This is a genomic window from Lysinibacillus sp. FSL R5-0849 (assembly GCF_038595075.1).
In the GTDB taxonomy this organism is placed as follows: Bacteria; Bacillota; Bacilli; order Bacillales_A; family Planococcaceae; genus Lysinibacillus; species Lysinibacillus fusiformis.
In genome coordinates, this window is the sequence record NZ_CP152004.1 from 1774446 (window position 1) to 1800300 (window position 25855).

A 25855-nucleotide genomic window follows, 5' to 3' on the forward strand; every position below is an offset into this window, starting at 1 on the left:
TATCATGTTTTTTGGTACGATGGATGCAGTAACTGTAAGGAGCGATCGAAAATATGGGATCAGATATTAACGTATTTTTAGCTTTTGGTGCAGGGTTTTTAAGTTTTATTTCACCATGTACCCTCCCATTGTATCCAGCATTTTTATCGTACATAACTGGTATGACATTAGATGAGCTAAAATCAGAAAAAGGGATGCTACAAAAGCGTGCCATTTTCCACACACTATTCTTTTTACTAGGATTTTCAATTATTTTTATCATAATTGGACTAAGTGCCTCATATGCGGCAGAGTTTTTCCTGAACTATCAAACTTTACTACGTCAGGTTGGTGCCATTTTAATCGTAGTATTTGGTTTAATGATTGTAGGATTACTACAAATTGATTTCCTCATGAAGGATCGAAAGTTTCAATTTAAAAATCGACCATCTGGCTATTTGGGATCCGTTTTAATTGGTATTGCCTTTGCGGCAGGATGGACACCATGTACAGGACCAATTTTAGCTTCTATTATAATGTTGGCTAGTACAAACCCAGGAGCGGGCTTTAGCTATATGTTCGCCTATTATTTAGGGTTCGCGATTCCATTCTTTGTGTTATCATTCTTTATTTCACGTATGACATGGATTCGCACACACAGCCAAAAAATCGTGAAAATCGGTGGTTATATAATGATTGCCGTGGGTATTTTGTTATTCTTTGATGGATTAACGTATATTACTCGTATATTACAGCCAATTTTCGGTGGATTTACAGGCTTTTAATTTGATACACTAAAGAGGCATACCGTACTTTAACGTGGAGGGAGATGAACATGTGCCTACAGTTTTAGTAGTGGATGATACGCTATTTATGCGTGTTGCAATCAGTAATATGTTTTCAGAATGGGGTTACGAGGTAGTAGGTAAGGCAGCAAATGGTAAAGAAGCTGTGGCTATGTATCGAGAGTTACAACCAGATTTAGTAACAATGGATGTAACGATGCCCGTTATGACTGGTATTGCGGCAGTAAAAAAAATTATCCCAGAGTTTCCAAATGCAAAAATAATTATGGTAACAGCATTAGGCCAACAAAAGTTAATTGTAGAAGCGATTGAAAGTGGGGCAAAAGATTTTATTACCAAGCCCTTTGAGCCAGAAAGATTAAGAGCCGTCGCTGACCAATTACTTGGACAAAATTGCTAATTTGACATTAGAGGAGGATCTTTTATGTTAAGCAATATCCCTTCTCACTATTATGTTATTGGGTCAACCATTATGGCCATTCTTATGGGTAGCTTTGTCATGGTCATACGTATGAGAGCTTCCAAAATGCCAACAAATGAGAAGAAAATTATTATTCCGCCAATCGCGATGTCTTCTGGTGCACTCATGTTTTTATTTGAACAATTCCGAGTGCCACCCATGCAAATATTAGAAGCAGCCGCTGTAGGAATGGTGTTCTCGACCATTTTAATTGCCACTTCCAAATTCGAAGTGAAGGGTCGAGATATTTATTTAAAACGTTCAAAAGCATTCGTTTTTATATTATTTGGTTTATTAATATTCCGAGTAGTGGCCAAAATGATTTTAAGCAACTCCATCGATGTCGGCGAATTAGCTGGCATGTTCTGGATCCTAGCCTTCGCCATGTTAGTACCTTGGCGAATCGCCATGCTAATCCAGTTTAAAAAAATCAAAAAAACGATTCCCCAACTACACTAGTACTCAAACTAGTGTAGTTTTTTTATGCTCTAGAGTTGGGAGGTGGGGTGGATTTGTGGTTGGTGCACGAGAAAGGAGGCTGTTTCGGCAGAAGTGGTGGATAAAACGAAGAAAAGTGATGGATAGAGCTCCAAAGGTGGCTGCATAGGCAAAAGTGGCGGATAAAACAAGAGAAGTGCTGGATAGAACCGCGAAAGTGACGGATAGAGAGAGAAAAATGACGATAGGGCACCAAATGAGGCTGCCTCAGTAAAAGTTGACTGATAAAACCAGCGAAGTGACGGATAAAACCGCGAAAGTGACGGATAGAGCGAGAAAAATGACGATAGGGCACCAAATGAGGCTGCCTCGGTAAAAGAGGTGGATAAAACCAGCAAAGTGACGGATACAATCGCAAAAGTGACGGATAGAGCACAAATAGTGCTACCTTGGCAAAAGCGGCGGATAAAACAAGAGAAGTGGTGGATAAAACCGCGAAAGTGACGGATAGAATCGCAAAAGTGACGGATAGAGCGCCGAAAGTGACGGATACAATCGTAAAAATACCGAATAAAACCGCAAATAAGGATGCCCCGCTAAAAAAGTAACATAGAAAACGAAGTAAACAACCCCGTTAAACCCCAAAAAAAACGCTGCACAAGCGTATGTGCAGCGTAGCTTTCTTTATTCAAATAAATGTTCGTAGGGGGCGATGTCAATTTGCATTTGCTCTAATTTTTTGCGTAAAAATTTGTGATCGCGTTTCGGTGTTGCTTGGATGTAGCCGCGAATTATGAGGTCATTATTAATAGCAGGTGCTTTTTCCTCTAAAGCGAGCTCGCCAATTTTTCCTGCAATTTTCTCCTTTGCTACTTGTCTAAAGAGCTCTGGGACAGGGCTTACAAGCTCATAGAGTAACTCTTTTTCAGCTTGTCCCCATAAATGGATTGTTTTATCTAAATAAAATTCCTGCCAATCTAAATCAGACTTTCCATCCTGCTTTGGGAGTGCTTTTAAAAACTTGCGGAACATGAAAAAGCCGCCAATCGCCATCAATGAAATGAGGACAACTACCCAAAATAAAATAAACCATAAAAACCAACCTTGTAACAAATCGTTCACCTCTTTGCCTTCTCTGATTCTATTATAAAAGCTTCCGAAAGAAAATTCATCCTATAATGTCCCTTTTTTAGCAATTCGTCTTTATATAGTGTTTGAAGGGAGGTGAGGATGGATGGCGAATGTGAATTTTTTACATGCTACCCTAAGACTTAAATATGTGGAAGGCTACAATGATCAAAACGAGCCAACATACATTACTAAATCGTATCGAAATCTCGCTAAGACACATAATGAGGACGATTTAGTAGCTGTCGCGCATGCGATGGCCAGTCTTTCATCACTAGCCGTGGTTAGTATTGAAAAGCAAGAAACCAGCGAATTATCTTAAGGGGGGATCAGAAGATGGCACAAGTTTTAGAGTTACAATTTGTGACAGCGGATGGTAAAACATCTACGCTGACGATTGATGCACCGAAGCCTGCTATTACCGCAACAGACATTCAAAAGGTCATGCAAACTATAGTGACTAAAAATGTATTTTCAGGACAAGCTGGCGCCTTAGCAGCTATTAAAGGCGCTCGTATTGTAGAACGAAAAGTAATAGAATTTGATGTAGCAACAGAATAATGCAAAAATGGTCTTTGCTAAGAAAAATGCAAAGGCCATTTTTACCTAAGTGAAAGGGGGCATAACGATGGAACAGTGGTTAAGCATGATTTCAGATATCGGTTTCCCGATAATAGTGTCCTTTTATTTATTACACCGTGTCGAGGTAAAGCTAGATGCGATACATGAGGCACTTGTTTCCTTAAAATGAAATTAATTTCACAAATATGTACGAAAGCTGTCACCTAGAAGTTCTTGTCAACGCTTACAGCCTAAGTTAGGATGAGGGTAGTGTAGGTTAGGGAGAGTGTTAACATGAAACATAAACTAATTGGGCTATTATTGCTTTTAGCCTGTGCGACTGTTCTAGGTGCCTGTGGGAATTCCAAATTTAAAGCAGATTATAGTTTGGAAATACCTGATTTTGAACATGTCAATCAACGTGGAGAGACGGTTTCACTTGAAAGTTTAAAAGGCAAGCCATGGATTGGTATGTATATTTTCACGAATTGTGTATCGATTTGCCCACCAATGTCCTTGAATATGGCACAAGTCCAAGAAAAGCTACAGAAAAAAGGAGTAGAGGATTATAATATCGTCGCCTTTTCCGTAGATCCAGATGTTGATACGCCAGAAGTATTAGCCAACTATATTAGTAAATATAATGTGCCAGATGATTCTAAATGGAATCTTCTTACAGGTTATTCACAAAAATATATTGAACAGTTTGCGGTTAAAAATACGAAAATTTTAGTGAAAAACGATCCTAATAGTGATCAAGTTATCCATGGTAATCAATTTTTCCTAGTCGATAAAGATGGAACAATCGTTAAAATGTATAATGGCTTCGCTGAAAATATTGAAGATGTACCAATTGATACAATAGCTTCTGATATTGAAACATATGTTGATGAAAATTTATAATTAGCAACCGTCTCGAATTTTTGAGACGGTTTTAATTATATGACGACTATTAGCTGGTAAACAGTAAGATTTTCCATTTATAATAATAAAAAAGAGGGGATGGGGATTCGCTTATGACGATTGCACAAACATATTTACAGGTCATCCAAAAAAGGTTTAACAATGTGAAAGAGCTAGGGGATGGGGCACTGGCCCAACTAGAAGGGGCTGAGTTGCACTGGGCATATAATGAAGAATCCAATAGTGTCGCGGTCATTGTTAAACATGTTAGTGGTAATATGATTTCGCGCTGGACTGATTTTTTAACGACAGATGGTGAGAAAACTACACGAAATCGGGATGATGAGTTTATTAATAGTCTGTCTACAAAAGAAGCCATTCTCGCAGTTTGGGAAGAGGGCTGGCAAGTATTTTTAGATGCTTTGGCGAGTATTAAAGAATCCGATTTGCAGGGGCATGTTACAATCAGAGGGGAAAAGCTAGCGGTAATTGATGCGATAGAAAGGCAAATGGCTCATTATTCACAGCATATTGGTCAAATGATTTATATCGCGAAGCAAGTAAAGGGATCTGAGTGGCAAACGTTAAGTATAGCGAGAGGACAGTCGCAAGCGTTTAACAAGGCCATGCTTGAAAATAGCCATGAAAAATAAGAGAAATCGTAGCAATTAGTAGTTGCTACGATCTTTTTTATGACAAATAAAGCTTGTACATCGCAGTCTCCGAATCAATGGCTTGAGCTAGTTCAAATGCTTCCTGCTGATTTTTATGATGAGAGATGATCTCATAGAAAAAGCGAATTAGAAACATAAGATTGGCGTTACCATCGATATAGTCATCTGGTGCTAAATAGGAGTGGCAGCCACTTTGCAAAAATGCTGTTGCGAGCTGTTCGCACCCTAATGTACAGCCTGCTGCAATAACCTTTACACCTTGGAGGCGGCTATAAATTTGTACATCCAATGGACCAAAGTATATACTCTTTGGTTCATTAACTTCATAAACATCCTCCCCTAGCTCAGGCAGACAAAACCGTCCTTCATCTCCGTGAAAGTTCAAAATTAGATAATCCATCTTGCCATGTAGATCAACGCCTGATAAAACATCAATCAAATCATTGGGTCTACCAATTAAATGAAGGGTTACCCTTGCACCAAAGGATTCAAGTGCAGCACGGATGGCCATTGATTCAAAATCACAATTAGGTCCTACTACTACATTAACGTATAATTCTGGCTTGCTCATTTGCCGTTCCACCTCCATCCTTTAGTATAGATGAAACCTATTGGATGGGTAAACCGTATATTACAATAATTACTATATATGTAAAGGTTAAAGGAGTTTTAGCTATGAAACGGGTTGGACATTTACTTACATTACTACTTGGCATGACGCTTAGCCTCATCACCTTCTTACTGTTTTTGGACAATGAGAGGCAAAGAGACGAACTAGTATCTCTTTCTTATAGTCAATTTCAAACTATCCAACAGGCATGGTATATGTCTGGAAGTGATGGCAAGGAGCAATATTTATATCCATTAAAGCATGTGTTCTACCTTAACCGTTATGAGGTACAAGATACAGAACACCTTCTACAAGCTTTACGAACTAAAAAAGTCCCTATCAGTCGACCCGCCCAACCTACCCCAACAAGTGATTTATATATACGTTTTGATAATGGAAAGGAAATGGCCGTCAAGGTAATGGTGGAGGATGAAGAATTATTTCTCATGGACCAAAAAACGATGCAGTATTATCAACTGCCAACAGCAGAAGTGGTAGATTATTTTCGTTGGTTGAATGAAGAAAGCCGAATGCCGTTGTTTTTATTTATTATTTATACCGTTTTATTTTTTAGTTTAGCTTATCTGCTTGCAAAGAAATTAATAGGAGGTACATCGAAAACAACTTCGACAAAATTAATTAAACAGAAAGGGAAGCGACTTTCAGCTGATTTTCTTTTTCCTATCATCCTGCCATTAATCATCACCATTTCGATGCAAATATATGGGGCTCAGCATAGCTTATTATTATTAAGTGTCATGATGCTTACTTCAGGTATTCGAGAATATGTTGAAAAAAGAGAGCTTTTCATGAAAATGGTCCTGCTTGTCCCGATCTTTTCGTTTTATCTCCATGGCTTTCAATGGATTATTTCCTATTTTAACTAGCAAAATAGTGGATATTATTGTCAATAGTTTTCAGGTGGAGTTTGCATTATTGTTAAATTTTAGCGATGTTTTGTGAGGAAAGGTACATATTCTATAGGATAATAGATTTAGATAGGATATACTCTATGGTGATTACAGTAGAATTGAGGGAATCATATGAGATTAACTGTGGAACGTAAACTACAAATGGCTTTTGGTATAGTGCTAGCCTTCTTATTAATGATTACAGCCATTGCGATGTATTTCTTAACAAATAATAATAAGACACTAGCTGAAATCGAAGACAATACGGAATTAATCCATCTATATCAAGATATCTCGTTCCAAACAGTGCGTGCAAATGCAGCTATTCGAGGATTTATATTATATGGTAAGGAAGAAATGTTGAACAATCATCATGAAATTCGCAATACCTTACATACATCCATTAATCGCCTCCAAGAAATAGGCGCTCGCAATCAAGATTTTGAGCAATTTTTACAACAGCTTGATGATTGGGAAAAGGCGATAGATGGACAGATTATTCCGCTTTATAAACGTGGCGAAATAGAACAGGCTCAGCAAGTAGCCTTGCCGATTTTAGGGGATGGCTCTTTGAAGCTTGTAGTCTTTGGTAAGACAATGGCTACTGCACAACAGGAAGACATGCTAGCACATATTGAGGCGACAAAGGAAAAAGGGGAAAGAAGTGGTATTGAAATAATGATATTGGCGGCAATTTCTCTCCTCATTAGCATCATTATTGCTACTGTATTTGGTAGAAGAGTTGCTAAAAACATTCAGCTAACAGTCAGAGAAATGGATACATTCTCAGAGGGGAATTTACATGCTCATCTACAATTCAAAACAAAGGACGAATTTGCACATCTAGCCGAGTCATTCAATAGCATGTCAGAAAAACTTCGTCAAATGATGAAGCAAGTAGGAGATTCCTCTGAGCAAGTAGCCGCTACCTCTGAGCAGCTAACGGCTAGTAGCTTGGAGGTTACACAGGCAACGGAAGTCGTCACTGAATCAATTCAAGACATTGCACAAGGAATTGATGAGCAGGATACGTTAACAGGCGATGTACGAAATTTATCGGCCCATATTTTGAAGAAAATGAATGATATTTCCACTAGCATTCAAAACGTTAATGATGCAACCGTCGAAACGAAAAATATGGCGAGTTTAGGTCGTTCTTCTGTCCATGTTGCCACGGTACAGATGGATGAAATTTCAGCCAACACGAGTGAATTAAATACGCGCGTCCAAGATTTAGATGATAATTCAGCAGCCATTGTAGCCGCTGTGAACGTCATTAAAAGTATTGCGACACAGACCAATTTGCTTGCTATCAATGCCTCCATCGAAGCAGCCCGGAGCGGTGAGCATGGGAAAGGGTTTGCCGTTGTCGCTGAGGAAGTACGCAAACTAGCAGATGAGTCGAATCTTGCAGCAGTGGAAATTGAAAAAGTAGTAGCACAGATTACTGACAGTACAAGAATAATTGAAGAAGATATGGTCAATAGCAATGATTCGGTGCATGTAGGTCGTGATAAGGTCAATGTGGCAAGAGATAATTTTATACAAATTGATGATGCCATTACGGATGTACAAGCACAAACGGAATTAGTTACCGCAGCCATTCGTACTATCCATCAAGATATTGAAAAGCTGGTCCAAGAGATCAATTACATAGGTGAAGTATCTATGAAATCAAGCCGTCATGTGCAAAGCGTTGCCGCTTCTTCGGAAGAGCAAAATGCGGCGATGGAGGAAGTAGCGGCAGCTTCCACCCATTTAGCGAAAATGGCGATAGATCTACAGGAATCCATACAAACATTTAAATATTAAGGTCATGATAAAGGAGGTGTCTAATGGTCAAATAGATCATTGGACAACCTCTTTATTTTTACTTTCCAATCATTTCAGCAAGTTCAAATTCCTTTAGAATCGGGATCAATAGTTGCCATTTTTCATATAGTCATGATTAGGAAGTGATGGGCTAATAGTTTGTTCTTCCTGACAATTACAGGGATTTATAGTTATCTGTAAAGACTGAATAATAGAAAAATCATAAATATGTTTGAAAAATAATATTTCATCCGATAAAAGCTATGGGAGAGATGTAAAACAGATACAGAGTGGGAATGGTTGTAGCAAATATCAGGCTGACAAGTGATATTTTTCACTTCAAGAAACAAAAGGAGAATAATATATGAAGAAAATATTTAGCAGTTTTAAGGGCAAGCTTTATACGCTATTTGCACTAGTATTACTAATCCCTGTTATATCTGTAGGTAGTTTATCTTATTTATCAGCTAAAGATTCGATAGAAGAAGAAATCTTATTTAGTGCCAATGAAAGTGTGGGCATTTTAAATAAGCTTATCGATCAAACTATTACTGATAAGATGAATGACATTCAAGTGTTTAGTAGTGAAATAGATGCACAACAAGTTAAGCAATCACAAGCTTCTATCGAATCGAAGTTTAAGCAATATGGACAGCTTAATCCAGACGTTTTAAGTATTTATGTTGGAACAAATGATGGTTCGTTTTCTCAGGTACCAAAATTGAATGATGCGGACTATAATCCATTAGATCGAGATTGGTATAAACAAGCGACTGCTTTAAAAGGTGAAACGTTAATTACTAACCCTTATAAAGATGCGGGAACTGGTGATATGGTTGTAACGGTTGCTAAACAGATCAAGGACCGGTCAGGGGTTGTTGCTATTGATATTAAGTTAACAAACCTTCAAAAAATTGCAGATTCCATTCGAATTGGGAAAAATGGGTATCCCTCTATTTTTGGGGAAGACAATCTGGTCATTTCACATCCTACATTAGAAGCGGGTGGCAAGCTAAAAGAAAGTTTCCTAGATAAAATGTACGAAAGTCCCTCTGGCACCTATGAATACGTCTTTAACGGCGATGATCGTATTTTGTTCTATACGACGAATGAGGTAACCAATTGGAAAATTACAGGTACGATCTTTTCTAAGGAAATTGATGAATCGGCTTCATCGATTTTAACTCATACCATCATAGTTCTGCTTGCAGCTGTCGTGATTAGTTCTATAATCTTCTACTTCGTGATGAAGGCTGTCATTAAACCAATTAAAGCATTAAAAGATAGTGCCGTTACGATCAGTAAAGGTGATCTGACAGAGACTGTTACAATAACTTCGAAGGATGAAATTGGACAATTAGGACAAGCCTTTAACGATATGCAGGAAAGTTTGCGGACGCTTATTCAAAAAATTGAACAAAATGCAGAGGAAGTGGCATCGTCTGCTGAAGAGCTAACAGCTAATGCGAATCAAACAAGTATAGCAACCGAAAAAGTCGCTATTTCTATTCAAGATGTTGCGTCAAGTGCAGATGGTCAGACTATGAGTGCCAATAAAAATGCAGAATCATTACATGAGCTTTCAACAGCCATTCTTCATATTGCTGAAATTTCTTCCGCTGTGACGGACCTTTCACAGCATGCGACATTACAAGCAGATGAGGGCGGACAAGCTGTCCAAAATACAAAGGATCAAATGCAGTCTATTCATTTATCTGTTGCTGATTCCAATGCTAAAATTCAAACCTTACATGAGCGTTCACAGCAAATTACATCCATTTTAGATGTTATTACAAGCATTGCGGATCAAACTAATTTACTGGCTTTAAATGCCGCTATTGAAGCAGCAAGAGCAGGGGAGCATGGAAAAGGCTTTGCGGTTGTCGCAGACGAAGTCCGTAAGCTAGCCGAGCAATCACAGGAATCGGCTAAACAAATATTTGATCTAATACGTGGGATTCAACAAGAAACAGAGCAATCTGTAAGTATTATGGCTAAGGTAACGGAGGATGTTCAAAGTGGTTTACATATTTCTGATGAAGCCATTACTAAATTCCAAGTAATTAGGACAAGTATGAATGAAATTACGCCAAAAATGGAAGAGGTTTCTTCTGCCTCCGAGCAAATGTCTGCTGGTGTGCAAGAGGTAGCAGCGGTGACGGAGGATTTAGCCTTCTCAGCCAAAGGCAATGCTGCCGCTTCTGAAGATGTTGCAGCCTCAACAGAGGAACAGTTAGCATCAATGGAAGAAATCAATGCCTCGGCACAAGCACTTGCACATATGGCAGATGAATTAAAACAACTAATTAGTCAGTTCAAATATTAAAAAAAACGCCCCTCCATTCATTACAATGGAGGGGCGTTCCTATTTTATCGATCTTCTTCCCAACAATCAGTATTTTTTAATGTCGGAATTGATTTGGCATAAAAGACAGGATTTTTACCTGCTTTGCGTTGTCCTGTAAAATCATCTAATACAAGGAAGGCAATTTTACCAAGAATCATGATGATAGCAATATTGATGAAAGCCATAAGCCCCATAAATAAATCTGCTAAATTCCATACAAGTTGAACTTGTGCTACAGAGCCGAACATAACCATGACTAGTACTAGTATGCGATACATAATCATCCAACCCTTATGGGCATTTATAAATTCGATATTAGATTCACCATAGTAATAGTTACCGATGATCGAACTGAAAGCAAAGAAGATAATGGAAATGGCAATAAAATAAGGAGCCCAATCCCCAACATGTACAGCTAGGGAATTTTGCGTCAAAATAATACCATTACTTTCACCTTTATCATATAAACCAGCTAAAATAATGATAAAGGCTGTTGCTGTACAAATCATAATCGTATCGAAAAAGACACCTAAGCTTTGTACAAGCCCTTGCTTAGCAGGATGTGAGGTATTAGCAGTCGCCGCAGCATTTGGCACACTACCCATCCCAGCTTCATTTGAAAATAAACCACGACGTACCCCTTGCATAATAGCGACTCCAATTGCTCCACCAGCAGCTTCTTGTAGACCAAATGCATGTGTGAAAATTAATTTAAAAACATTTGGTATTTCTGATAAATTTGTCACCACAACAAAAAGGGCTACAAGTAAATAGAAGATGGCCATAACCGGTACAAGGACTTGCGTTACCTTGACAATTCTTTGTACACCACCAAAAATAATTAATGCTGTTAGTGCTACAAGTAAGCCTCCAATGAGCTTTGGACTTATATCAAATGCTTCCCCAACCGAAGTAGCAATTGTGTTAGACTGCACTGCATTAAATATAAATCCAAAACTTAGTGTTAATAGAATACTAAAAATGATACCTAGTTTTCTTTGACCTAACGCTTTTTCCATGTAATAGGCAGGTCCACCTCGGAACGTATCGCCATCCTTTACTTTATAGACCTGTGCTAAAGTACTTTCAATGAAGGCTGTTGCCATTCCTAATATAGCAATAATCCACATCCAAAATACTGCACCTGGTCCACCGACACCAATGGCTAAGGCAACACCTGTAATGTTCCCAGTGCCTACACGTGAAGCGGCACTAATCGTAAAGGCTTGGAATGGCGAAACCCCTGAGTCTCCCTCCCTTTTTTCGACAATCAGACGAAACATTTCAGGAAAAAGACGAATTTGTACAAATTTTGTACCAAATGAAAAATATAGTCCAGCAGCTAATAATAAGATAATCAGGATATATGTCCATAAAATATTATTTCCACTATCAACAATATTTGAAATCCATTCCATAAGTTATTCCTCCTTTCACAGTACGCTTTAGTCTACACTGTTTTTTTATGAAAAATCAACCTTTCTAATATAATAAATTATAATAAAGTTTTGAGTTTTCCTATAAGAGTGGTAAATTCCGAAAATTCTCTTATTTTTATTTTGCAAACGCGTATAATAATAGAATAAAGGAGGGAGATTGGAAGATGAAAACAATCGGATTGATTGGTGGGATGAGCTGGGAATCCTCAGCCGAATATTATAAGCTTCTAAATGAACAGATCAAACAAAAGCTTGGGGGCCTTCATTCTGCAACATGTATTTTGTATAGTGTTGATTTCCAGCAAATTGAGCATTTTCAAGCGAGGGGACAATGGGACAAAGCTGGCTTCGTGCTAGCTCAAGCCGCACAGTCACTTGAACAGGCAGGTGCAGATTTTATCGTTATTTGTACAAATACGATGCATAAGGTCGTAGCGGTTATTGAGGAGGCCATCACCATCCCTATTTTACATATTGCAGATGCCACAGCTAACCAAATAAAAGAGGCTGGACTACAAAAAATAGCGCTCCTTGGAACTATGTACACAATGGAACAGGAATTTTATAAGTCGAGGGTAGAGGGGTATGGAATAGAGGTTATTGTGCCAGATTACCACTCACGTATGGAAGTAAACCGGATCATTTATGAGGAATTATGTTTGGGGAGCATTGTACCAAATTCAAAGTCCTATTATATCCAAGTGATTAATGACCTTGTGCAGGCAGGAGCGCAAGGAGTAATTCTTGGCTGTACCGAAATTGGCTTACTTATACAACAGCAGGATATCGATGTTCCAGTATTTGATACAACGGCAATTCATGCACAGGCAGCTGTGTCAATGGCGATTCAGGAGGAAACGTAATATGCAGGGAAAGGTAAGACAATTCGGCATTGAAGTGGGTACATTACCGGTTGGGCAGAAAAATTGTATTACCGATGTTGCAGGGGTACGAGTAGGACATGTCACATTGGATGAGTCATTAGATCATGAAGGTGGTTACGCCTGTACAGGAGTCACAGCTATTTTACCGCATGGGGAGAATTTATTTCAGCATAAAGTTACAGCGGCTAGCTATGTGTTAAATGGCTTCGGCAAAACAACCGGACTCGTACAGGTGAATGAGCTAGGTGTGATCGAATCACCGATAATGCTCACGAATACATTTGGGGTACCAGCAGTTACGCAGGGAACATTGCGATATATGCTCGACATGAATCAGGACATTGGGCATACGACTGGCACCATCAATCTAGTTGTGGGCGAATGCAATGATAGTTATTTAAATTCCATCCGAGTATGTTCAGTAACAGCTGAGCATGCGGTAGAAGCCATTCATAATGCCTCTCCGAATACAGCACAGGAAGGAGCCATTGGTGCTGGAAAAGGGATGATGTGCTTTGGCTATAAAGGGGGAATTGGTTCCTCTTCTCGTATTGTCAAAGTCGATAAAAATGAAATTAGCTATACGGTGGGCTGCATGGTACTTAGTAATTTTGGTCATAATTCGGAATTTTTAGCGGAACGTTATGTTGCTCCCGCAAACCAATGTGTCTCGACTCTAGCTCCTACAGATGGGTCGATTATGATAGTCCTTGCTACAGATGCTCCACTTAGCAGTCGTCAATTGAAGAGAGTCATTAAACGCTGTGGGATAGGTTTAGGTCGGACAGGTAGTCATTACTCACATGGCAGTGGAGACATTGTGATAGGCTTTACAACTGCACATAACATCCCGCATATGTCTGAACAGCTTGTAGAAACAAGAATACAGCTCCGTGAGGATCATCCCGTTATGAATCAGTTATTTGTAGCTGCGGCAGAGGCAACTGAGGAAGCCATTCTCAATTCACTAGCTCAGGCACAAACAACAATTGGTCGCAACGGACATCAAGTAGAAGCCTACTCATTTCAAAAGGCATAGCGAAAAGGTTATTGAGACATAGATAATGTTTCGATAACCTTTTTTTGCGTAAGTACATAAGATTCCACATTTTTTTAGCATGTGTGGGTCATGAGATGAATAAATTCTTAACTAGAGGATAAAGGAGATTTTTCGACGATTTTTTGCTGGATTATGAATCATTATAAGAAAATAGCCATTAATTTGTAATAATTGTATTTTTATCTAGTCAATAATAGAGAGATATGATACTATTCATTTTAAAAAACTGAATTATCTAATAATTAAACGGAGGTGTTCTAGTATTGTAAACCTCTTTCAACCGATTGGAACGGCTTCGAATGGAAACTCTCCTGAGAGCCCATCTGTTAGCGAAAGCCAAGAGCCTCTAATACAGATTACTGCTGCATATAAAAGAATTTTTATAGAACCTATCTACTATCAGCAAAAGATTCCTAATAGTTTACGAGCCATTTATGTACGTGCTGGTGTAGTTGAACGCTTGCAGCATGCTTTGACACTATTACCGAAGGAGTATAGCCTGCTCCTCTATGACGGCTATCGCCCATTCCAAGTTCAACAGTATTTATTTAACTATTTTTCACTGCAATTGGCGCGCATTATGCCTCACGCCACAGAACTAGAATTACGGCAGGCGACCAAAAAGTATGTCGCAATGCCAAGGGCAGATGCTGCTCATTTGGCACCCCATTTAACAGGTGGAGCTATTGATCTAACACTTGCTGATAGACAAGGGAATGCTTTGGATCTCGGTTCAGCCTTTGATGAAATGAATGAAAAATCAGCTACACGTTATTTTGAACATAACCTAAACGAGAATCCAGAGGCTTGTCAACATCGACGTTTATTATACAACTGTATGACACAAGTAGGCTTTAGTAATTATGGAGAGGAATGGTGGCATTACGATTTCCATAATATGGCGTGGGCGAGACGAGTGCAAGCTAAAATAGCCTGTTATGGAGCCATTCAGGTAACGATACGTGATCATGAAATAAAGGAGATTCGATATCAATGAAAGTTTATATTAGCGCCGATATAGAAGGCATTACGGGTACAACTACGTGGAGTGAGACAGAGTTAAATGCACCTGACTATCAATTTTTTCAAAAACAAATGACTCGAGAAGTAGAAGCGGCCATTGAAGGGGCGATAGCGGGTGGAGCAACAGAAATACTATTGAAGGATGCGCACGATTCAGCACGCAATCTCGATATTTCGAATTTACCTATCAACTGTAAGGTAATCCGTGGCTGGACCTACGATCCGATGTGCATGGTAGCAGGTCTCGATCAAAGCTTTGATCGTGCGATTTTTATTGGCTATCACAGTAAAGGGGGAAGCGAGCGTAATCCGCTATCCCATACGCTTTGCACGTATGCGGATGTCAAAATAAATGGTGAGTATGCGAGTGAATTTTTAATTAATACGTATGCAGCAGCATTACATGGTGTTCCTGTTTCATTTGTCAGTGGTGATGTTGGCTTGACTGAAGAAATTCATGCCGTTAATGAAAACATTGTGACCTTCGCGACCAAAGAAGGAATAGGGAATGCAACTATTAGTGTCAGCCCGAAGCTAACGATTATGGAAACCAAGCGACTGGTAGCTTCCTCGATGAAGGTGCCACGTCAACATATTCAGGTACCATTACCAGAACGCTTTATGGTAGAAATCATCTATCGAGATCATACACGTGCCTATCGTAATTCCTTTTATCCAAATGCCACATTTAAACCACATAATACAGTAGAATTCGTCACAGACGATTTTTATGAAGTATTACGTATTTTACAATTTTTAACTTGACTGTGTGGATGAGCTTTTGCTTAGAGTGTGTGTGCCAATAGGACACGCTGTTGTCATGTGGAATAAGTAATTTTGGATTCGTATATAGAGAGAGGGTCCATATAGAGGGACCTAGCTTATGTTTGAAAAATCCTATTGAAGGTCATGACATCGGTCCTTCCAATAGGATTTTCATTATAAAAAGATGACTAGGGGGATGCATGTGAGAAAATATTGGTGGCTTTTCGTATGTTTGGTCGTATTGTTTTGTGTAGCCTGCAATGATGAAAAATCGGGTGAAAAAGCATCAGAATATCGTGTGGTATATTCAGGGGAAATTAAAACATTAAATTACTTAAAAACGTCTGAAACGAATGAGTTTGCGGTGGCGGCGAATATGGTAGATGGTCTTATTGAGTATGATAAATACGGGGTAGTCCAGCCGGGATTAGCGAAAGAATGGTCGGCAAATGAAGATGCAACCGTATGGACCTTCAAGTTACGTGATGATGCCAAATGGGTGACACATGAAGGGAGGGAATATGCGGATGTAGTTGCACAGGATTTTGTGGACGGCTTGCAGTATGTCCTTGATGCCAAAAATGAATCCTCGACAGCCTGGATTGCGACAGTTGTCAAAAATGGAGAGGCATTCTATAACGGTGAAATGACAGATTTCAAGCAGGTAGGCATAAAGGCGTTGGATGAACATACAGTAGAATATACTTTAGAAGCTTCGACACCTTATTTTCTTTCTATGTTAAACTACGTTTGTTTCTTCCCAGTGAATGGTAAGTTCATTGCAGAAAAAGGGGCGGACTTTGGAACAACACGTGAAAATTTCCTTTATAATGGCGCTTATATTTTAGATAAATTTGAGCCGCAAAATGAGCGTGTTCTTGTAAAAAACAATACGTATTGGGATCAAGACAAAGTACTGATTGATCGTATCCGCTATAAATATAATAAAGAAGCTGCAACGGTAGCACCCGAACTGTTTTTACGTGGAGAAATTGATTCCGCTAGTATTCCTACTTCCATTATTGATGAATGGTTTAAGGATGATAAGAAAAAATCTCAAGTTCGTCAAACACAAAATAACTTCTATACCTACTTCTACGCTCTCAACTTTAACCCACAATTTGACGCAGAATATGAACCAGATAACTGGAAGATCGCCGTCAACAACAAAGATTTCCGAAAATCAATATTCCATGCACTGGACCGTGTTTCCGCCATGTTAACGGTGGAGCCTTATAATCCAGCCGATTTGCTGAGCAACACGATTACCCCCAAAAACTTTGTAGATGTTGCAGGGGTAGATTACACACAATTAACGCCATTTGCAACTATTTCCAATGAGGATTCCTTTAATAAAGAACTAGCACTTGAATTCAAAGAAAAAGCAAAAGTGGCATTAGCGGGTAAAGCTACATTCCCTGTAAAAGTGTTATTGCCATATAATGCGGGTAGTCCAGACTGGGCAAATCGTTCCCAAGTAGTGGAGCAGCAAATTGAAAAATTACTGGGGACAGATTATGTCGACATTATTGTAGAGGCAGGTCCAGCGACAGGCTTTTTATCTGAGGTGCGTCGTCCTGGGAAATTTGCACTTTTAGAAGCTAACTGGGGGCCAGATTATGCAGATCCATCCACGTATACAGATCCATTTACAGTGGACGGTACTTATAATAAACCTGAATTAGCTGAGGGTTACACAGAAGCCAATGGAAAAACGACGTATCAAAACCTTGTGGATGAAGCAAAGGTAACGATTGATGTGGCAAAACGGTATGAGCTGTTTGCGAAGGCAGAGGCCTTTTTAATTGAAGAAGCCTTAGTGATTCCATATTCCGTTGGAGGTAGTGGCTATGTTGCATCCAAATTAAATCCTTTCGAGGCACAGTATTCACCATTTGGTGTAACTGCCGAGAAATTTAAAGGTCAGCAAGTATTGGAAAAGCCAATGAGTAATGATGAATTTAAGAAAGCGCTTGCTCAGTGGGAACAAGAGCGTGCTGACGCTTTAGCGAATGCTAAAAAGTAGTAGGGGATCGTAGATAAAAAAGGAGATACCGAAAGGAACAGTCGGCATCTCCTTTAGTCTTTTTGACATGGGAGGATGGCGCGATGTTGCAATATATAGGAAAACGACTCTTACAATCTGTGTTAACCCTTTTTATTATTATAACAATTGTTTTTTCATTATTACGATTAATGCCGGAGGAAGGATATTTAGGTGCGGCAGCCGATAAAATGTCACCTGCTCAGCAAGAAATTTATTTAACGAATTTAGGATTACGTGATCCATTGCTTATTCAGCTAGGAAACTTTTACACGAAATTATTACAAGGGGATCTCGGGAAATCGGTGACCTATCGTACAGATGTACCTGTTACAACGATTATTGCGGACAAAATTATGTATTCACTACTCTTTGGATTAGGGGCCGTTGTCCTGTCACTCCTAATTGGTGTGCCGCTAGGTATTATGATGGCCTATCGTAAGGGGCGTTGGCTCGATCGACTTGGGACAGGCTATATTGTTTTTGTCGTTGCTGTACCTGCAGCCGTTTATTATTTAGTGATACAAATGTATATTACTGATCTCTTTCAATTACCGATGCTCTTTGATGAGTATAGACCGATTACATGGATTCTCCCACTAACTTCTATGGCGTTGGCTCCTACAGCCTCCTACGCGATGTGGATGAGGCGTTATATGGTGGACGAATTGAACAAGGACTATATTAAACTAGCGAGGGCTAAAGGAGTAAAGGAACGAACATTAATGTTCAAGCACGTTTTGCGAAATGCCTTTATCCCAATGGCGCAATATTTACCTGCAACCATTTTGTTCACCATTACAGGCTCCATTTATATCGAATCTTTGTATTCCATTCCAGGGATGGGGGGCTTACTCGTTGATGCGATTCAACGACAGGATAATACGATTGTTCAAGGCTTAGTGCTGGTGTTCTCCTCCCTTGGTATTATCGGACTTATTTTAGGGGATATTGCCATGGCACTTGTTGATCCTCGGATTAAACTCGGCAAAGGAGGGGGAGTACGTTAATGGGCATGTATTCGAATGAAATTCATAATATTTCTAATAAATCACGGGAAACATTGTTTGAATTTGCGGAAGTCGATGCGCGACAAGCAGAAGAAACAGGCCATTCTAATTACTCATATTGGCGTTCCACATGGCAATCCTTTTTGAAAAATAGACTAGCTGTTTTTTTATTAGTAGGCGTGCTTATTATTGTTGGCTTTACGATCCTTCAGCCGTATTTACCAGCACAAAAATCACCAACGGAAATTTACCTAGATGAGCAAACAGGGATGCAGGCACGTAATATTACCCCCAATGCTGAATTTTGGTTTGGTACAAACTCAATTGGGCAGGATTTATGGTCACGAATTTGGGCGGGGACAAGGACATCCTTATTTATTGGCTGTGTAGTCGCCTTAGTAGAAGCTGTGGTTGGGATTACAGTTGGTACACTATGGGGCTTTTCGCGAAAGCTAGAGGTACCTATTACACAGCTGTATAACGTTGTTGATAATATTCCAACAACCATTGTACTCATTTTAATGTCTTATATTTTGCGACCAAGTATATCAACGATTATTATCGCCATGTGTATAACGGGGTGGGTGGAAATGGCTAGGTTTATTCGCAATCAAATTGTTATTTTGCGGGACCGTGAATACAACCTAGCCTCTAAATGTTTAGGGACACCTGATTACCGTATTATTGTAAAAAATCTATTACCCTATTTAATTTCTGTCATTATGTTACGTATGAGTCTAGCTATTCCCTTTGCTATAGGGGCAGAAGTATTTTTAACGTATATTGGCTTAGGGCTACCAATTAGTGAACCGTCCTTAGGTAATTTAATCAATGAAGGGCGTGTGCTCATGATGTCGCCAGACTTACGATATCAGCTGATTTTCCCGAGTATTGTGTTAAGTGTCATTACTATTGCATTTTATATAATTGGTAATTCCTTTGCAGATGCAGCAGATCCAAAAAACCATGTATAAGGAGATGAAATCAGTGACATCTAAAAAATCACGCCTATTAGTTATCCAAAATCTAATTATTCAATTCACATTACGTGGTCGTGTTTTAACTGCAATTCGAGATATTTCTCTTGATTTATATAAAGGGGAAAGTCTAGCGATTGTTGGAGAATCTGGTTCGGGCAAATCTGTGCTAATGAAGTCTATTATGGGCTTGCTCGACAAAAATGGCAGCATTAAGCAGGGCAGAATCATTTACCAAGCACAGGATCTAGGACAATTTACGACAGAGCAAGAATGGCTCCATATACGAGGGAAGGAAATAGCCATGGTGACGCAGGACCCGATGACATCTTTAAATCCACTTAAAACGATTGGTAAGCAAATTGAGGAATGTGTGGTGTTGCATCAGGACTTAAAGGGGAAGGAGGCTTATGAAGAAACATTAAAACTACTTACAGATGTTGGAATACATGATGTGAAAAAACGCTATAAGCAATATCCTCATGAATTTTCAGGAGGTATGCGCCAACGTATTGTCATTGCGATTGCGATTGCCTGTAAGCCAAATATTTTAATATGTGATGAACCAACAACCGCTCTAGATGTAACGATACAGGCACAAATTTTACAGCTATTAAAAAATCTTCAACTTAAGTATGGCTTAACGATCGTCTATATTACGCATGATTTAGGTGTGGTCGCCAAGGTGGCTGACCGTATTGCGGTCATGTACGCGGGTGATGTAATTGAGGTTGGGAAAACTCATGAAATTTTCTTTAATAGTAAGCATCCATATACATGGGCCCTTATTTCCTCCCTGCCGCAGCTCGGCTCTAAGGGAGAAGCGTTGTATTCGATCAAAGGGTCGCCACCCAATCTTTTTCAGGAAATAAAGGGGGATGCCTTTGCGCCGCGCAATCAATATGCACTGAAAATCGATTTTATCGAGCGCCCACCTTTTTTTCAGGTTAGTGACACGCATTATGCACGAACATGGTTATTAGATCCGCTTGCTCCAAAGGTAGAACCTCCTGCTGCCTTACAAGCTTTTTTTGCAGAGGGGAGGCAGTATGCTAGTGAGTGAAAAAGAAATAGTACTGGAAGTGAAAAATTTAACCGTTGATTTTGGTAAGGGGAAGCATAAATTTACGGCCATTGATGATGTCAGTTTTCATATTTTTAAAGGCGAAACATTTGGCTTAGTAGGTGAATCGGGATCAGGGAAAACAACGATTGGTCGTTCTATTATGCGCATCAACGAGGTCACCGAAGGACAAATTTTGTATCATGGCAAAACTATTCATGGGAAAATTCCAAAAGATTGGGATAGGGAAATTACACAGAAAATCCAAATGATTTTTCAGGACCCGATGGCGTCGCTCAATGAACGTGCCAAGGTTGATTATATAGTGGCGGAAGGATTATACCCTTCCAAAAAATATAAAGATGAAGCGGAACGGCAAGAAAAGGTACGCAAGGCATTAGTAAATGTTGGTCTACTTCCGGAATTTTCGAATCGATTTCCTCATGAGTTTTCAGGTGGTCAACGCCAGCGTATTGGCATTGCTCGTGCTTTAGTGATGGAGCCAGAATTTATTATTGCTGATGAGCCAATATCCGCCTTAGATGTATCCATTCGGGCACAGGTGTTGAATTTATTAGCTAATCTTCAACGAAAAAATCATTTAACCTTTTTATTAATTGCCCATGATCTATCCGTTGTCCGTTTTATCACGGATCGGACGGCCGTCATTTATCAAGGAAAAATTGTCGAGCTAGCTGAAACAGAACAGCTTTTCACCCGTCCGCTTCATCCGTATACGAGAGCTTTGTTATCAGCTGTACCGGAGCCAAATCCTTATAAGGAGCGAGAGAAAGTTGTTGAGATATATGATCCAGCACAACATCGTTATGCGGACAGTCCTCCGTCATTTGTGGAAATTGAGGATGGCCATTTTATTTTAGCTAATGAAGAAGAGCTAACGGTTTATCGTACTTCATTGAAACGGGAGGTAAATGAATGATTTGTCCAAAGGCATTGAAAAAAGGTGACACAATTGGTCTAATAAGTGCTTCAGGAGCTACTCCACCCGATAGATTACAGCCAGCTATAGCTAGTATTGAAAAGCTTGGGTTGAAGGTGGTTGTAGGAGAGACGTGTCACGCGCGACATGGTTATTTAGCAGGCACTGATGATCAGCGGGCAGCGGATGTTCATCGAATGTTTCAAGATCCAACGATTGACGGTATTTTTTGTGTTCGCGGTGGCTATGGGGCTACGAAAATTTTACCGCTTTTAGATTTTGAGGTAATTAAGGCGAATCCTAAAGTCTTTGTAGGCTATAGTGATGTGACTGCTCTACATATAGCCTTCAACCAGCTTAGTGGCTTTGTTACGTACCATACACCAATGCCATCGACTGAATTTATTAGGCAGGAGATGGACGATTACACATGGCAATCCTTCTGCCAGCAAATAATGGCGGTAGGGGTAGAGGAGTATGACTTAGAAAATCCTGTAGACCAACCAATGTCCAAGCTCGTAGCTGGTAGTGCTACAGGTACACTTATTGGGGGCAATTTAACATTAGTGACTGCATCACTTGGTACACCCTATGAAATTGATACAAAAGGAAAAATCCTATTTTTAGAAGATATTGATGAAAGTGAGCAACGAGTTGACCGGATGTTAACGCAATTAAAACTGGCGGGGAAATTAGATGACGTAGCAGGTATCTTATTGGGAGCATGGACAAATTGTGGACCTGAAAATCCACAAAAGCCCGAGCAAAGTTTATCGCTACAAACGATCTTCGAGGAAATTCTAGTGCCTTTTAACAAACCTATTATTTCAGGGATCACGTGTGGACATTGTTTACCAACGATGTCACTGCCTTTAGGAAGAACCATTACAATGGATGCAGATAATCACCGAATTCGTGTTGTTAGGTAGGTGTCTAATGGAGAATCAAATCCAAAATCTCATCCAAAAAACTCCCTATAAGGTACATCTCTTTGTTAAAGATCCAAAAACCGAGCAATTCCTATTTAGTCATCAACTAGAGGAGTCATTTTCTAGCGCTAGTATTATAAAAGTGCCGATTCTTCTAGCTGTTTTAGCGTATACCGGGAAACACAACATATCCCTTCATTCAGCCTTAACAATCACTCCTACTGATTGGGTAGATTTTAGTGTAATAAGTGAGCAACGTCTGACGCAAAGCACAGTTTACGAGCTACTAGTATGGATGATTATAACGAGTGACAATACAGCAACAAACGTCCTAATTGATGTAGTGGGAATGGATTTTTTAAATGATTATTTCCGTCAAATAGGCTTACAGGAAACGTTGCTACAGCGAAAAATGATGGATGTCGAGCGACTTGCAATGGGGATTGACAACTTTACGTCTGCACGGGACATGGCCCATCTTTTTACACGAATATATCAACAGGATTTACTAGCATCACCTTACAATGAGCTGGTCATCGACATTTTAAGTAGACAGCGCGTATATGAAGGCTTAAAGCGTTACCTCGTGGATGATGTAAAACTGGCCCATAAAACAGGTGGGCTTGACACAGTCGATCATGATGTAGGAATTGTCTACGGTAGCTCGTTTGATTATCTGATTGGTATTTTCATAACAAATGTAACGGATAATGATCTGGCTCGCCAATTGATTGGTCGTCTTTCAAAGGTTGTTTATGACCATATGATGGAGCAGAAGGAGGAACAGCAATGAAGTCTATCGTAACAGCCATGATTGCCAATTTGCATGCCAAGCCTGATGAAACTTCTGAATTAATAGATGAGGTACTTTATGGCATGACAGTAGATATTCTGACAGACTGTCATGAGGATTGGGTATATGTTCAAACTGCTTATCGTTATAAAGGATATTGTCAGAAGGCTGATTTGCTACTGGATGAAGAAACGGCTGCTAAATGGCACAGCGAAGCACAGCCTATCATTATTCAAAGCTTTGCAGATGTTTTACAGCAGCCTCGTATCCAAAGCACAAAGCTGATGACTCTTGTGAAAGGTTCTAGTATAGGCGTTGTTACGCAAGAGGACGTACCGGAAGAGTGGTCTGCTATACAATTAGTGTCGGGAAAAATAGGCTATGTTCGCACAAAATGGCTACAGGAAAAGCCATCTCAAACTCAAATAACCGAGCATTCCTTTCGAGAAAACGTAGTCCAAACAGCGCTAAGCTATTTAGCTACACCTTATCGCTGGGGTGGCAAATCACCATTAGGCATTGATTGCTCCGGTTTATGTTCAATGGCCTATATGTTAAATGGGGTTACTATTTTTCGGGATGCTAAAATGGTAGAGGGCTTTCCTATTGTGAAAATAGAAAAAGAGGATAGGCAAAAAGGTGATTTGCTCTATTTCCCAGGCCATATCGCTTTATATATGGGCGATAATCTATATGTCCATTCTTCACTTGGTGGTAATGAAGTGACCATTAATAGCTTAGATAAACAGCATGCACTCTATCGCCATGATTTAGCCACAACCCTAACAGAAGTAGGTTCTTTATTTCCGGAGAAGCCAAATCGATAGGCTTCTCTTTTTGACTTCAATAAAGCAGCTATACTAAACTCAAAGGACAAATGGGGAGTGGGTGGTGTTGATTTACTAAAGGAGCATTATTAAGAGCATGTATGCTAATCGTGGAGGCACTTTCTATGGTATGAGTGTAAATGGTGTGCGTTCAGGTCTAGAAAATGAAGCGATTGCAAGAGGATATTCAGCTTCATCAAGTAGTTTTAATAATTTTTTCTCATATAAGACTGAAATAGATAATAATAGACCGCTTGCAGTAAAATTTGATAAATACTTTACTCTTTTTGAACCTAATGCAGATTATGCATATGATTATCACTGGACACCTGGACTTGGATATATCTACGCTTCCACAGGTACAATGTTAAGAGTTCAAACGTTAGCTCCTAACAGTACTATACGTGATATAAACTATAACGTTAACTCTGCAATTATATCGATGGTGAGTTTTTCAATTAATAATTTAATTGTATTATTATAAATTTTCTTTATTGTTAAATTGGTAGGTAAAGACACTAAAATCGAATTTTTATAGTTTGAAAAATTGTAATTATTAATAAATATAGTCTTGATACTTGATAGGGCGGAAGGAGAGGGAAATGAAAAAAATAATTATCTTTAATTTATTATTTTGTATAGTAGTTATGTTTGTTAATTACAATTATTTTAATTCTAAATCTCGAAACGCTATCGTATACAACTATGTGGAAAACTATATTGAGACTAACTATGGCATTGCTAGAGAAAATTTAAAATCTGAAGAAATCGATTACTTGAGAGGAATGGGTTTGTTTGAAATAGAAGTTAAAGATATAGAAACTAAAAATTATTACTTTTTCGAAGTGGATATTAACGATGACTATTCATTATATTATATAAAAGATCTTACTGAGCTTCATCGTAAAAATCATCCTAAAAATCAAGCTAATTAAAGAAAGTTTATATCAACCGGTATCAGCAATATTTTGAGATAGATATAAAGGCATACCACAATATATTCCGACTTATAAAGCATTCTTGAGAGAGTGCTTTTTTATTATGTTTAAAATTAACTGAATCAATTTCATAAATCATCATTTTCAAAATTTCAAAAGGCTACTAAACCGATACCTGCGTTTTAAGAGAGGGAAAGGGATAGGTATTTGTTGAAGATTAGATCACAGAAAATGCTCAAACTTTTTTATAAAAATGAAACAATACTTCACAGAGGAAGAATCCGTTTTGATCAAACTTTTTTCAAAAGGGATTCTTCTTAATTTAACAGAAAATAAGGGTTTTCGAGGTATTTTTGCTCAAACTTTATTTCAAAGCAACAGTTGGGGCAAGTTTAACAACAATTATTACGTTTCGTTTTAAGAGAAGAATTAGCACTCGTCAATTACCGGCTTGAAGGATAAACAAGCAGAATTTCAAAAAATATGTCGAGAGGAATTTTGGGTCAATGTACGGAAAAAAACGCGCTTCAAGTA

General features: G+C 39.0%; 29 protein-coding genes. 26 read left to right on the top strand and 3 right to left on the bottom strand.

Translation table 11 applies throughout. The features are described from left to right. Nucleotides 1-53 precede the first annotated feature (53 nt). From MKY80_RS08400 to MKY80_RS08415, 4 genes are all read left to right on the top strand, one after another. Complete coding sequence (locus tag MKY80_RS08400; protein WP_008175625.1) at nucleotides 54-764, top strand: cytochrome c biogenesis protein CcdA; 711 nt, start codon at nucleotides 54-56, stop codon at nucleotides 762-764. A gap of 34 nt (nucleotides 765-798) precedes the next feature. Continuing rightward, nucleotides 799-1185, top strand: a complete 387-nt coding sequence (locus MKY80_RS08405; RefSeq protein WP_008175626.1) for a response regulator — start codon at nucleotides 799-801, stop codon at nucleotides 1183-1185. Nucleotides 1186-1209: 24 nt separating this feature from the next. Continuing rightward, on the top strand, nucleotides 1210-1704 hold the full coding sequence (locus tag MKY80_RS08410; RefSeq protein ID WP_008175627.1) for a cytochrome c biogenesis protein CcdC: 495 nt from the start codon (nucleotides 1210-1212) through the stop codon (nucleotides 1702-1704). Between the two features lie 428 nt (nucleotides 1705-2132). Beyond that, nucleotides 2133-2291, top strand: coding sequence for a hypothetical protein (locus MKY80_RS08415; RefSeq protein ID WP_342532538.1), 159 nt, complete (start codon nucleotides 2133-2135; stop codon nucleotides 2289-2291). Between the two features lie 76 nt (nucleotides 2292-2367). Here MKY80_RS08415 and MKY80_RS08420 read toward each other — a convergent pair whose 3' ends face one another. Continuing rightward, nucleotides 2368-2796: a DUF2621 domain-containing protein gene (locus MKY80_RS08420; RefSeq protein WP_008175629.1), complete on the bottom strand. Its 429-nt coding sequence runs from the start codon at nucleotides 2794-2796 to the stop codon at nucleotides 2368-2370. Between the two features lie 121 nt (nucleotides 2797-2917). On the opposite strand from MKY80_RS08420, the gene MKY80_RS08425 reads away from it, so the two are divergent. The 5 genes from MKY80_RS08425 to MKY80_RS08445 all read left to right on the top strand — a co-directional run bounded on the left by MKY80_RS08425 (nucleotide 2918) and on the right by MKY80_RS08445 (nucleotide 4928). Beyond that, the gene (locus MKY80_RS08425) at nucleotides 2918-3133 is read left to right on the top strand and encodes a DUF1659 domain-containing protein (protein WP_008175630.1); all 216 of its coding nucleotides are present in this window, start codon (nucleotides 2918-2920) and stop codon (nucleotides 3131-3133) included. Nucleotides 3134-3147: 14 nt separating this feature from the next. Then, the gene (locus MKY80_RS08430; RefSeq protein WP_008175631.1) at nucleotides 3148-3372 is read left to right on the top strand and encodes a DUF2922 domain-containing protein; all 225 of its coding nucleotides are present in this window, start codon (nucleotides 3148-3150) and stop codon (nucleotides 3370-3372) included. A gap of 67 nt (nucleotides 3373-3439) precedes the next feature. Further along, on the top strand, nucleotides 3440-3562 hold the full coding sequence (locus tag MKY80_RS08435; RefSeq protein WP_083796479.1) for a YvrJ family protein: 123 nt from the start codon (nucleotides 3440-3442) through the stop codon (nucleotides 3560-3562). A gap of 104 nt (nucleotides 3563-3666) precedes the next feature. Further along, nucleotides 3667-4275 (top strand): SCO family protein, encoded by a 609-nt coding sequence (locus tag MKY80_RS08440; RefSeq protein ID WP_171365438.1) that lies wholly within the window; start codon nucleotides 3667-3669, stop codon nucleotides 4273-4275. A 113-nt stretch (nucleotides 4276-4388) separates the two neighbouring features. Then, complete coding sequence (locus tag MKY80_RS08445) at nucleotides 4389-4928, top strand: DUF1572 family protein (RefSeq protein WP_171365437.1); 540 nt, start codon at nucleotides 4389-4391, stop codon at nucleotides 4926-4928. A 37-nt stretch (nucleotides 4929-4965) separates the two neighbouring features. On the opposite strand, the gene MKY80_RS08450 is transcribed toward MKY80_RS08445, so the two are convergent. Continuing rightward, the gene (locus MKY80_RS08450; RefSeq protein WP_342532547.1) at nucleotides 4966-5520 is read right to left on the bottom strand and encodes a delta-aminolevulinic acid dehydratase; all 555 of its coding nucleotides are present in this window, start codon (nucleotides 5518-5520) and stop codon (nucleotides 4966-4968) included. Nucleotides 5521-5624: 104 nt separating this feature from the next. On the opposite strand from MKY80_RS08450, the gene MKY80_RS08455 reads away from it, so the two are divergent. From MKY80_RS08455 to MKY80_RS08465, 3 genes are all read left to right on the top strand, one after another. Further along, nucleotides 5625-6446, top strand: coding sequence for a hypothetical protein (locus MKY80_RS08455; protein WP_342532548.1), 822 nt, complete (start codon nucleotides 5625-5627; stop codon nucleotides 6444-6446). A 156-nt stretch (nucleotides 6447-6602) separates the two neighbouring features. Beyond that, on the top strand, nucleotides 6603-8282 hold the full coding sequence (locus tag MKY80_RS08460; protein ID WP_089984964.1) for a methyl-accepting chemotaxis protein: 1680 nt from the start codon (nucleotides 6603-6605) through the stop codon (nucleotides 8280-8282). Between the two features lie 364 nt (nucleotides 8283-8646). Continuing rightward, complete coding sequence (locus MKY80_RS08465) at nucleotides 8647-10608, top strand: methyl-accepting chemotaxis protein (protein WP_008175644.1); 1962 nt, start codon at nucleotides 8647-8649, stop codon at nucleotides 10606-10608. Nucleotides 10609-10652: 44 nt separating this feature from the next. On the opposite strand, the gene MKY80_RS08470 is transcribed toward MKY80_RS08465, so the two are convergent. Then, complete coding sequence (locus MKY80_RS08470) at nucleotides 10653-12047, bottom strand: alanine/glycine:cation symporter family protein (protein WP_008175645.1); 1395 nt, start codon at nucleotides 12045-12047, stop codon at nucleotides 10653-10655. A 185-nt stretch (nucleotides 12048-12232) separates the two neighbouring features. On the opposite strand from MKY80_RS08470, the gene MKY80_RS08475 reads away from it, so the two are divergent. The 14 genes from MKY80_RS08475 to MKY80_RS08540 all read left to right on the top strand — a co-directional run bounded on the left by MKY80_RS08475 (nucleotide 12233) and on the right by MKY80_RS08540 (nucleotide 25318). After that, on the top strand, nucleotides 12233-12931 hold the full coding sequence (locus tag MKY80_RS08475; RefSeq protein ID WP_008175646.1) for an aspartate/glutamate racemase family protein: 699 nt from the start codon (nucleotides 12233-12235) through the stop codon (nucleotides 12929-12931). A 1-nt stretch (nucleotide 12932) separates the two neighbouring features. Next, nucleotides 12933-13991 (top strand): P1 family peptidase, encoded by a 1059-nt coding sequence (locus MKY80_RS08480; protein WP_090001835.1) that lies wholly within the window; start codon nucleotides 12933-12935, stop codon nucleotides 13989-13991. A gap of 481 nt (nucleotides 13992-14472) precedes the next feature. After that, complete coding sequence (locus tag MKY80_RS08485; protein WP_342532550.1) at nucleotides 14473-15009, top strand: M15 family metallopeptidase; 537 nt, start codon at nucleotides 14473-14475, stop codon at nucleotides 15007-15009. Continuing rightward, nucleotides 15006-15800 carry a M55 family metallopeptidase gene (locus MKY80_RS08490; RefSeq protein WP_008175653.1) on the top strand — a complete coding sequence of 265 codons (795 nt, stop codon included), beginning with the start codon at nucleotides 15006-15008 and terminating at the stop codon, nucleotides 15798-15800. Before MKY80_RS08485 ends, MKY80_RS08490 begins: the two co-directional genes overlap by 4 nt. A gap of 202 nt (nucleotides 15801-16002) precedes the next feature. After that, nucleotides 16003-17826 (top strand): peptide ABC transporter substrate-binding protein, encoded by a 1824-nt coding sequence (locus MKY80_RS08495; protein WP_090001839.1) that lies wholly within the window; start codon nucleotides 16003-16005, stop codon nucleotides 17824-17826. An 83-nt stretch (nucleotides 17827-17909) separates the two neighbouring features. After that, complete coding sequence (locus tag MKY80_RS08500) at nucleotides 17910-18854, top strand: ABC transporter permease (RefSeq protein ID WP_036125095.1); 945 nt, start codon at nucleotides 17910-17912, stop codon at nucleotides 18852-18854. Beyond that, nucleotides 18854-19828 (top strand): ABC transporter permease, encoded by a 975-nt coding sequence (locus MKY80_RS08505; protein ID WP_008175658.1) that lies wholly within the window; start codon nucleotides 18854-18856, stop codon nucleotides 19826-19828. Before MKY80_RS08500 ends, MKY80_RS08505 begins: the two co-directional genes overlap by 1 nt. Further along, nucleotides 19821-20894, top strand: a complete 1074-nt coding sequence (locus tag MKY80_RS08510; protein WP_008175660.1) for an ABC transporter ATP-binding protein — start codon at nucleotides 19821-19823, stop codon at nucleotides 20892-20894. Before MKY80_RS08505 ends, MKY80_RS08510 begins: the two co-directional genes overlap by 8 nt. Continuing rightward, nucleotides 20881-21834 (top strand): ATP-binding cassette domain-containing protein, encoded by a 954-nt coding sequence (locus MKY80_RS08515; protein ID WP_342532553.1) that lies wholly within the window; start codon nucleotides 20881-20883, stop codon nucleotides 21832-21834. The genes MKY80_RS08510 and MKY80_RS08515 overlap by 14 nt, the downstream gene beginning before the upstream one ends. Further along, a complete protein-coding gene (locus MKY80_RS08520) occupies nucleotides 21831-22763 on the top strand; it encodes an LD-carboxypeptidase (RefSeq protein ID WP_008175664.1) in 933 nt (310 codons plus the stop codon). The genes MKY80_RS08515 and MKY80_RS08520 overlap by 4 nt, the downstream gene beginning before the upstream one ends. Nucleotides 22764-22770: 7 nt before the next feature. Then, nucleotides 22771-23556: a serine hydrolase gene (locus tag MKY80_RS08525; protein ID WP_107921840.1), complete on the top strand. Its 786-nt coding sequence runs from the start codon at nucleotides 22771-22773 to the stop codon at nucleotides 23554-23556. Next, a complete protein-coding gene (locus MKY80_RS08530; protein WP_089984952.1) occupies nucleotides 23553-24383 on the top strand; it encodes an SH3 domain-containing C40 family peptidase in 831 nt (276 codons plus the stop codon). The genes MKY80_RS08525 and MKY80_RS08530 overlap by 4 nt, the downstream gene beginning before the upstream one ends. A 97-nt stretch (nucleotides 24384-24480) precedes the next feature. Further along, entirely contained in the window at nucleotides 24481-24867 is a 387-nt protein-coding gene (locus MKY80_RS08535; protein ID WP_089984950.1) for a hypothetical protein, read from the top strand. 118 nt (nucleotides 24868-24985) lie between these two features. Then, nucleotides 24986-25318, top strand: a complete 333-nt coding sequence (locus MKY80_RS08540) for a histidine kinase (RefSeq protein WP_171365434.1) — start codon at nucleotides 24986-24988, stop codon at nucleotides 25316-25318. The last annotated feature ends 537 nt before the right edge of the window (nucleotides 25319-25855 follow it).

Coding starts and splice junctions, on each gene's coding strand:
- MKY80_RS08400 (WP_008175625.1), top strand. CDS start 54: ATGGGATCAGATATTAACGTATTTTTAGCTTTTGGTGCAGGGTTTTTA.
- MKY80_RS08410 (WP_008175627.1), top strand. CDS start 1,210: ATGTTAAGCAATATCCCTTCTCACTATTATGTTATTGGGTCAACCATT.
- MKY80_RS08425 (WP_008175630.1), top strand. CDS start 2,918: ATGGCGAATGTGAATTTTTTACATGCTACCCTAAGACTTAAATATGTG.
- MKY80_RS08430 (WP_008175631.1), top strand. CDS start 3,148: ATGGCACAAGTTTTAGAGTTACAATTTGTGACAGCGGATGGTAAAACA.
- MKY80_RS08435 (WP_083796479.1), top strand. CDS start 3,440: ATGGAACAGTGGTTAAGCATGATTTCAGATATCGGTTTCCCGATAATA.
- MKY80_RS08440 (WP_171365438.1), top strand. CDS start 3,667: ATGAAACATAAACTAATTGGGCTATTATTGCTTTTAGCCTGTGCGACT.
- MKY80_RS08445 (WP_171365437.1), top strand. CDS start 4,389: ATGACGATTGCACAAACATATTTACAGGTCATCCAAAAAAGGTTTAAC.
- MKY80_RS08450 (WP_342532547.1), bottom strand. CDS start 5,520: ATGAGCAAGCCAGAATTATACGTTAATGTAGTAGTAGGACCTAATTGT.
- MKY80_RS08455 (WP_342532548.1), top strand. CDS start 5,625: ATGAAACGGGTTGGACATTTACTTACATTACTACTTGGCATGACGCTT.
- MKY80_RS08460 (WP_089984964.1), top strand. CDS start 6,603: ATGAGATTAACTGTGGAACGTAAACTACAAATGGCTTTTGGTATAGTG.
- MKY80_RS08465 (WP_008175644.1), top strand. CDS start 8,647: ATGAAGAAAATATTTAGCAGTTTTAAGGGCAAGCTTTATACGCTATTT.
- MKY80_RS08470 (WP_008175645.1), bottom strand. CDS start 12,047: ATGGAATGGATTTCAAATATTGTTGATAGTGGAAATAATATTTTATGG.
- MKY80_RS08475 (WP_008175646.1), top strand. CDS start 12,233: ATGAAAACAATCGGATTGATTGGTGGGATGAGCTGGGAATCCTCAGCC.
- MKY80_RS08480 (WP_090001835.1), top strand. CDS start 12,933: ATGCAGGGAAAGGTAAGACAATTCGGCATTGAAGTGGGTACATTACCG.
- MKY80_RS08490 (WP_008175653.1), top strand. CDS start 15,006: ATGAAAGTTTATATTAGCGCCGATATAGAAGGCATTACGGGTACAACT.
- MKY80_RS08500 (WP_036125095.1), top strand. CDS start 17,910: ATGTTGCAATATATAGGAAAACGACTCTTACAATCTGTGTTAACCCTT.
- MKY80_RS08505 (WP_008175658.1), top strand. CDS start 18,854: ATGGGCATGTATTCGAATGAAATTCATAATATTTCTAATAAATCACGG.
- MKY80_RS08510 (WP_008175660.1), top strand. CDS start 19,821: ATGTATAAGGAGATGAAATCAGTGACATCTAAAAAATCACGCCTATTA.
- MKY80_RS08515 (WP_342532553.1), top strand. CDS start 20,881: ATGCTAGTGAGTGAAAAAGAAATAGTACTGGAAGTGAAAAATTTAACC.
- MKY80_RS08520 (WP_008175664.1), top strand. CDS start 21,831: ATGATTTGTCCAAAGGCATTGAAAAAAGGTGACACAATTGGTCTAATA.
- MKY80_RS08525 (WP_107921840.1), top strand. CDS start 22,771: ATGGAGAATCAAATCCAAAATCTCATCCAAAAAACTCCCTATAAGGTA.
- MKY80_RS08530 (WP_089984952.1), top strand. CDS start 23,553: ATGAAGTCTATCGTAACAGCCATGATTGCCAATTTGCATGCCAAGCCT.
- MKY80_RS08535 (WP_089984950.1), top strand. CDS start 24,481: ATGTATGCTAATCGTGGAGGCACTTTCTATGGTATGAGTGTAAATGGT.
- MKY80_RS08540 (WP_171365434.1), top strand. CDS start 24,986: ATGAAAAAAATAATTATCTTTAATTTATTATTTTGTATAGTAGTTATG.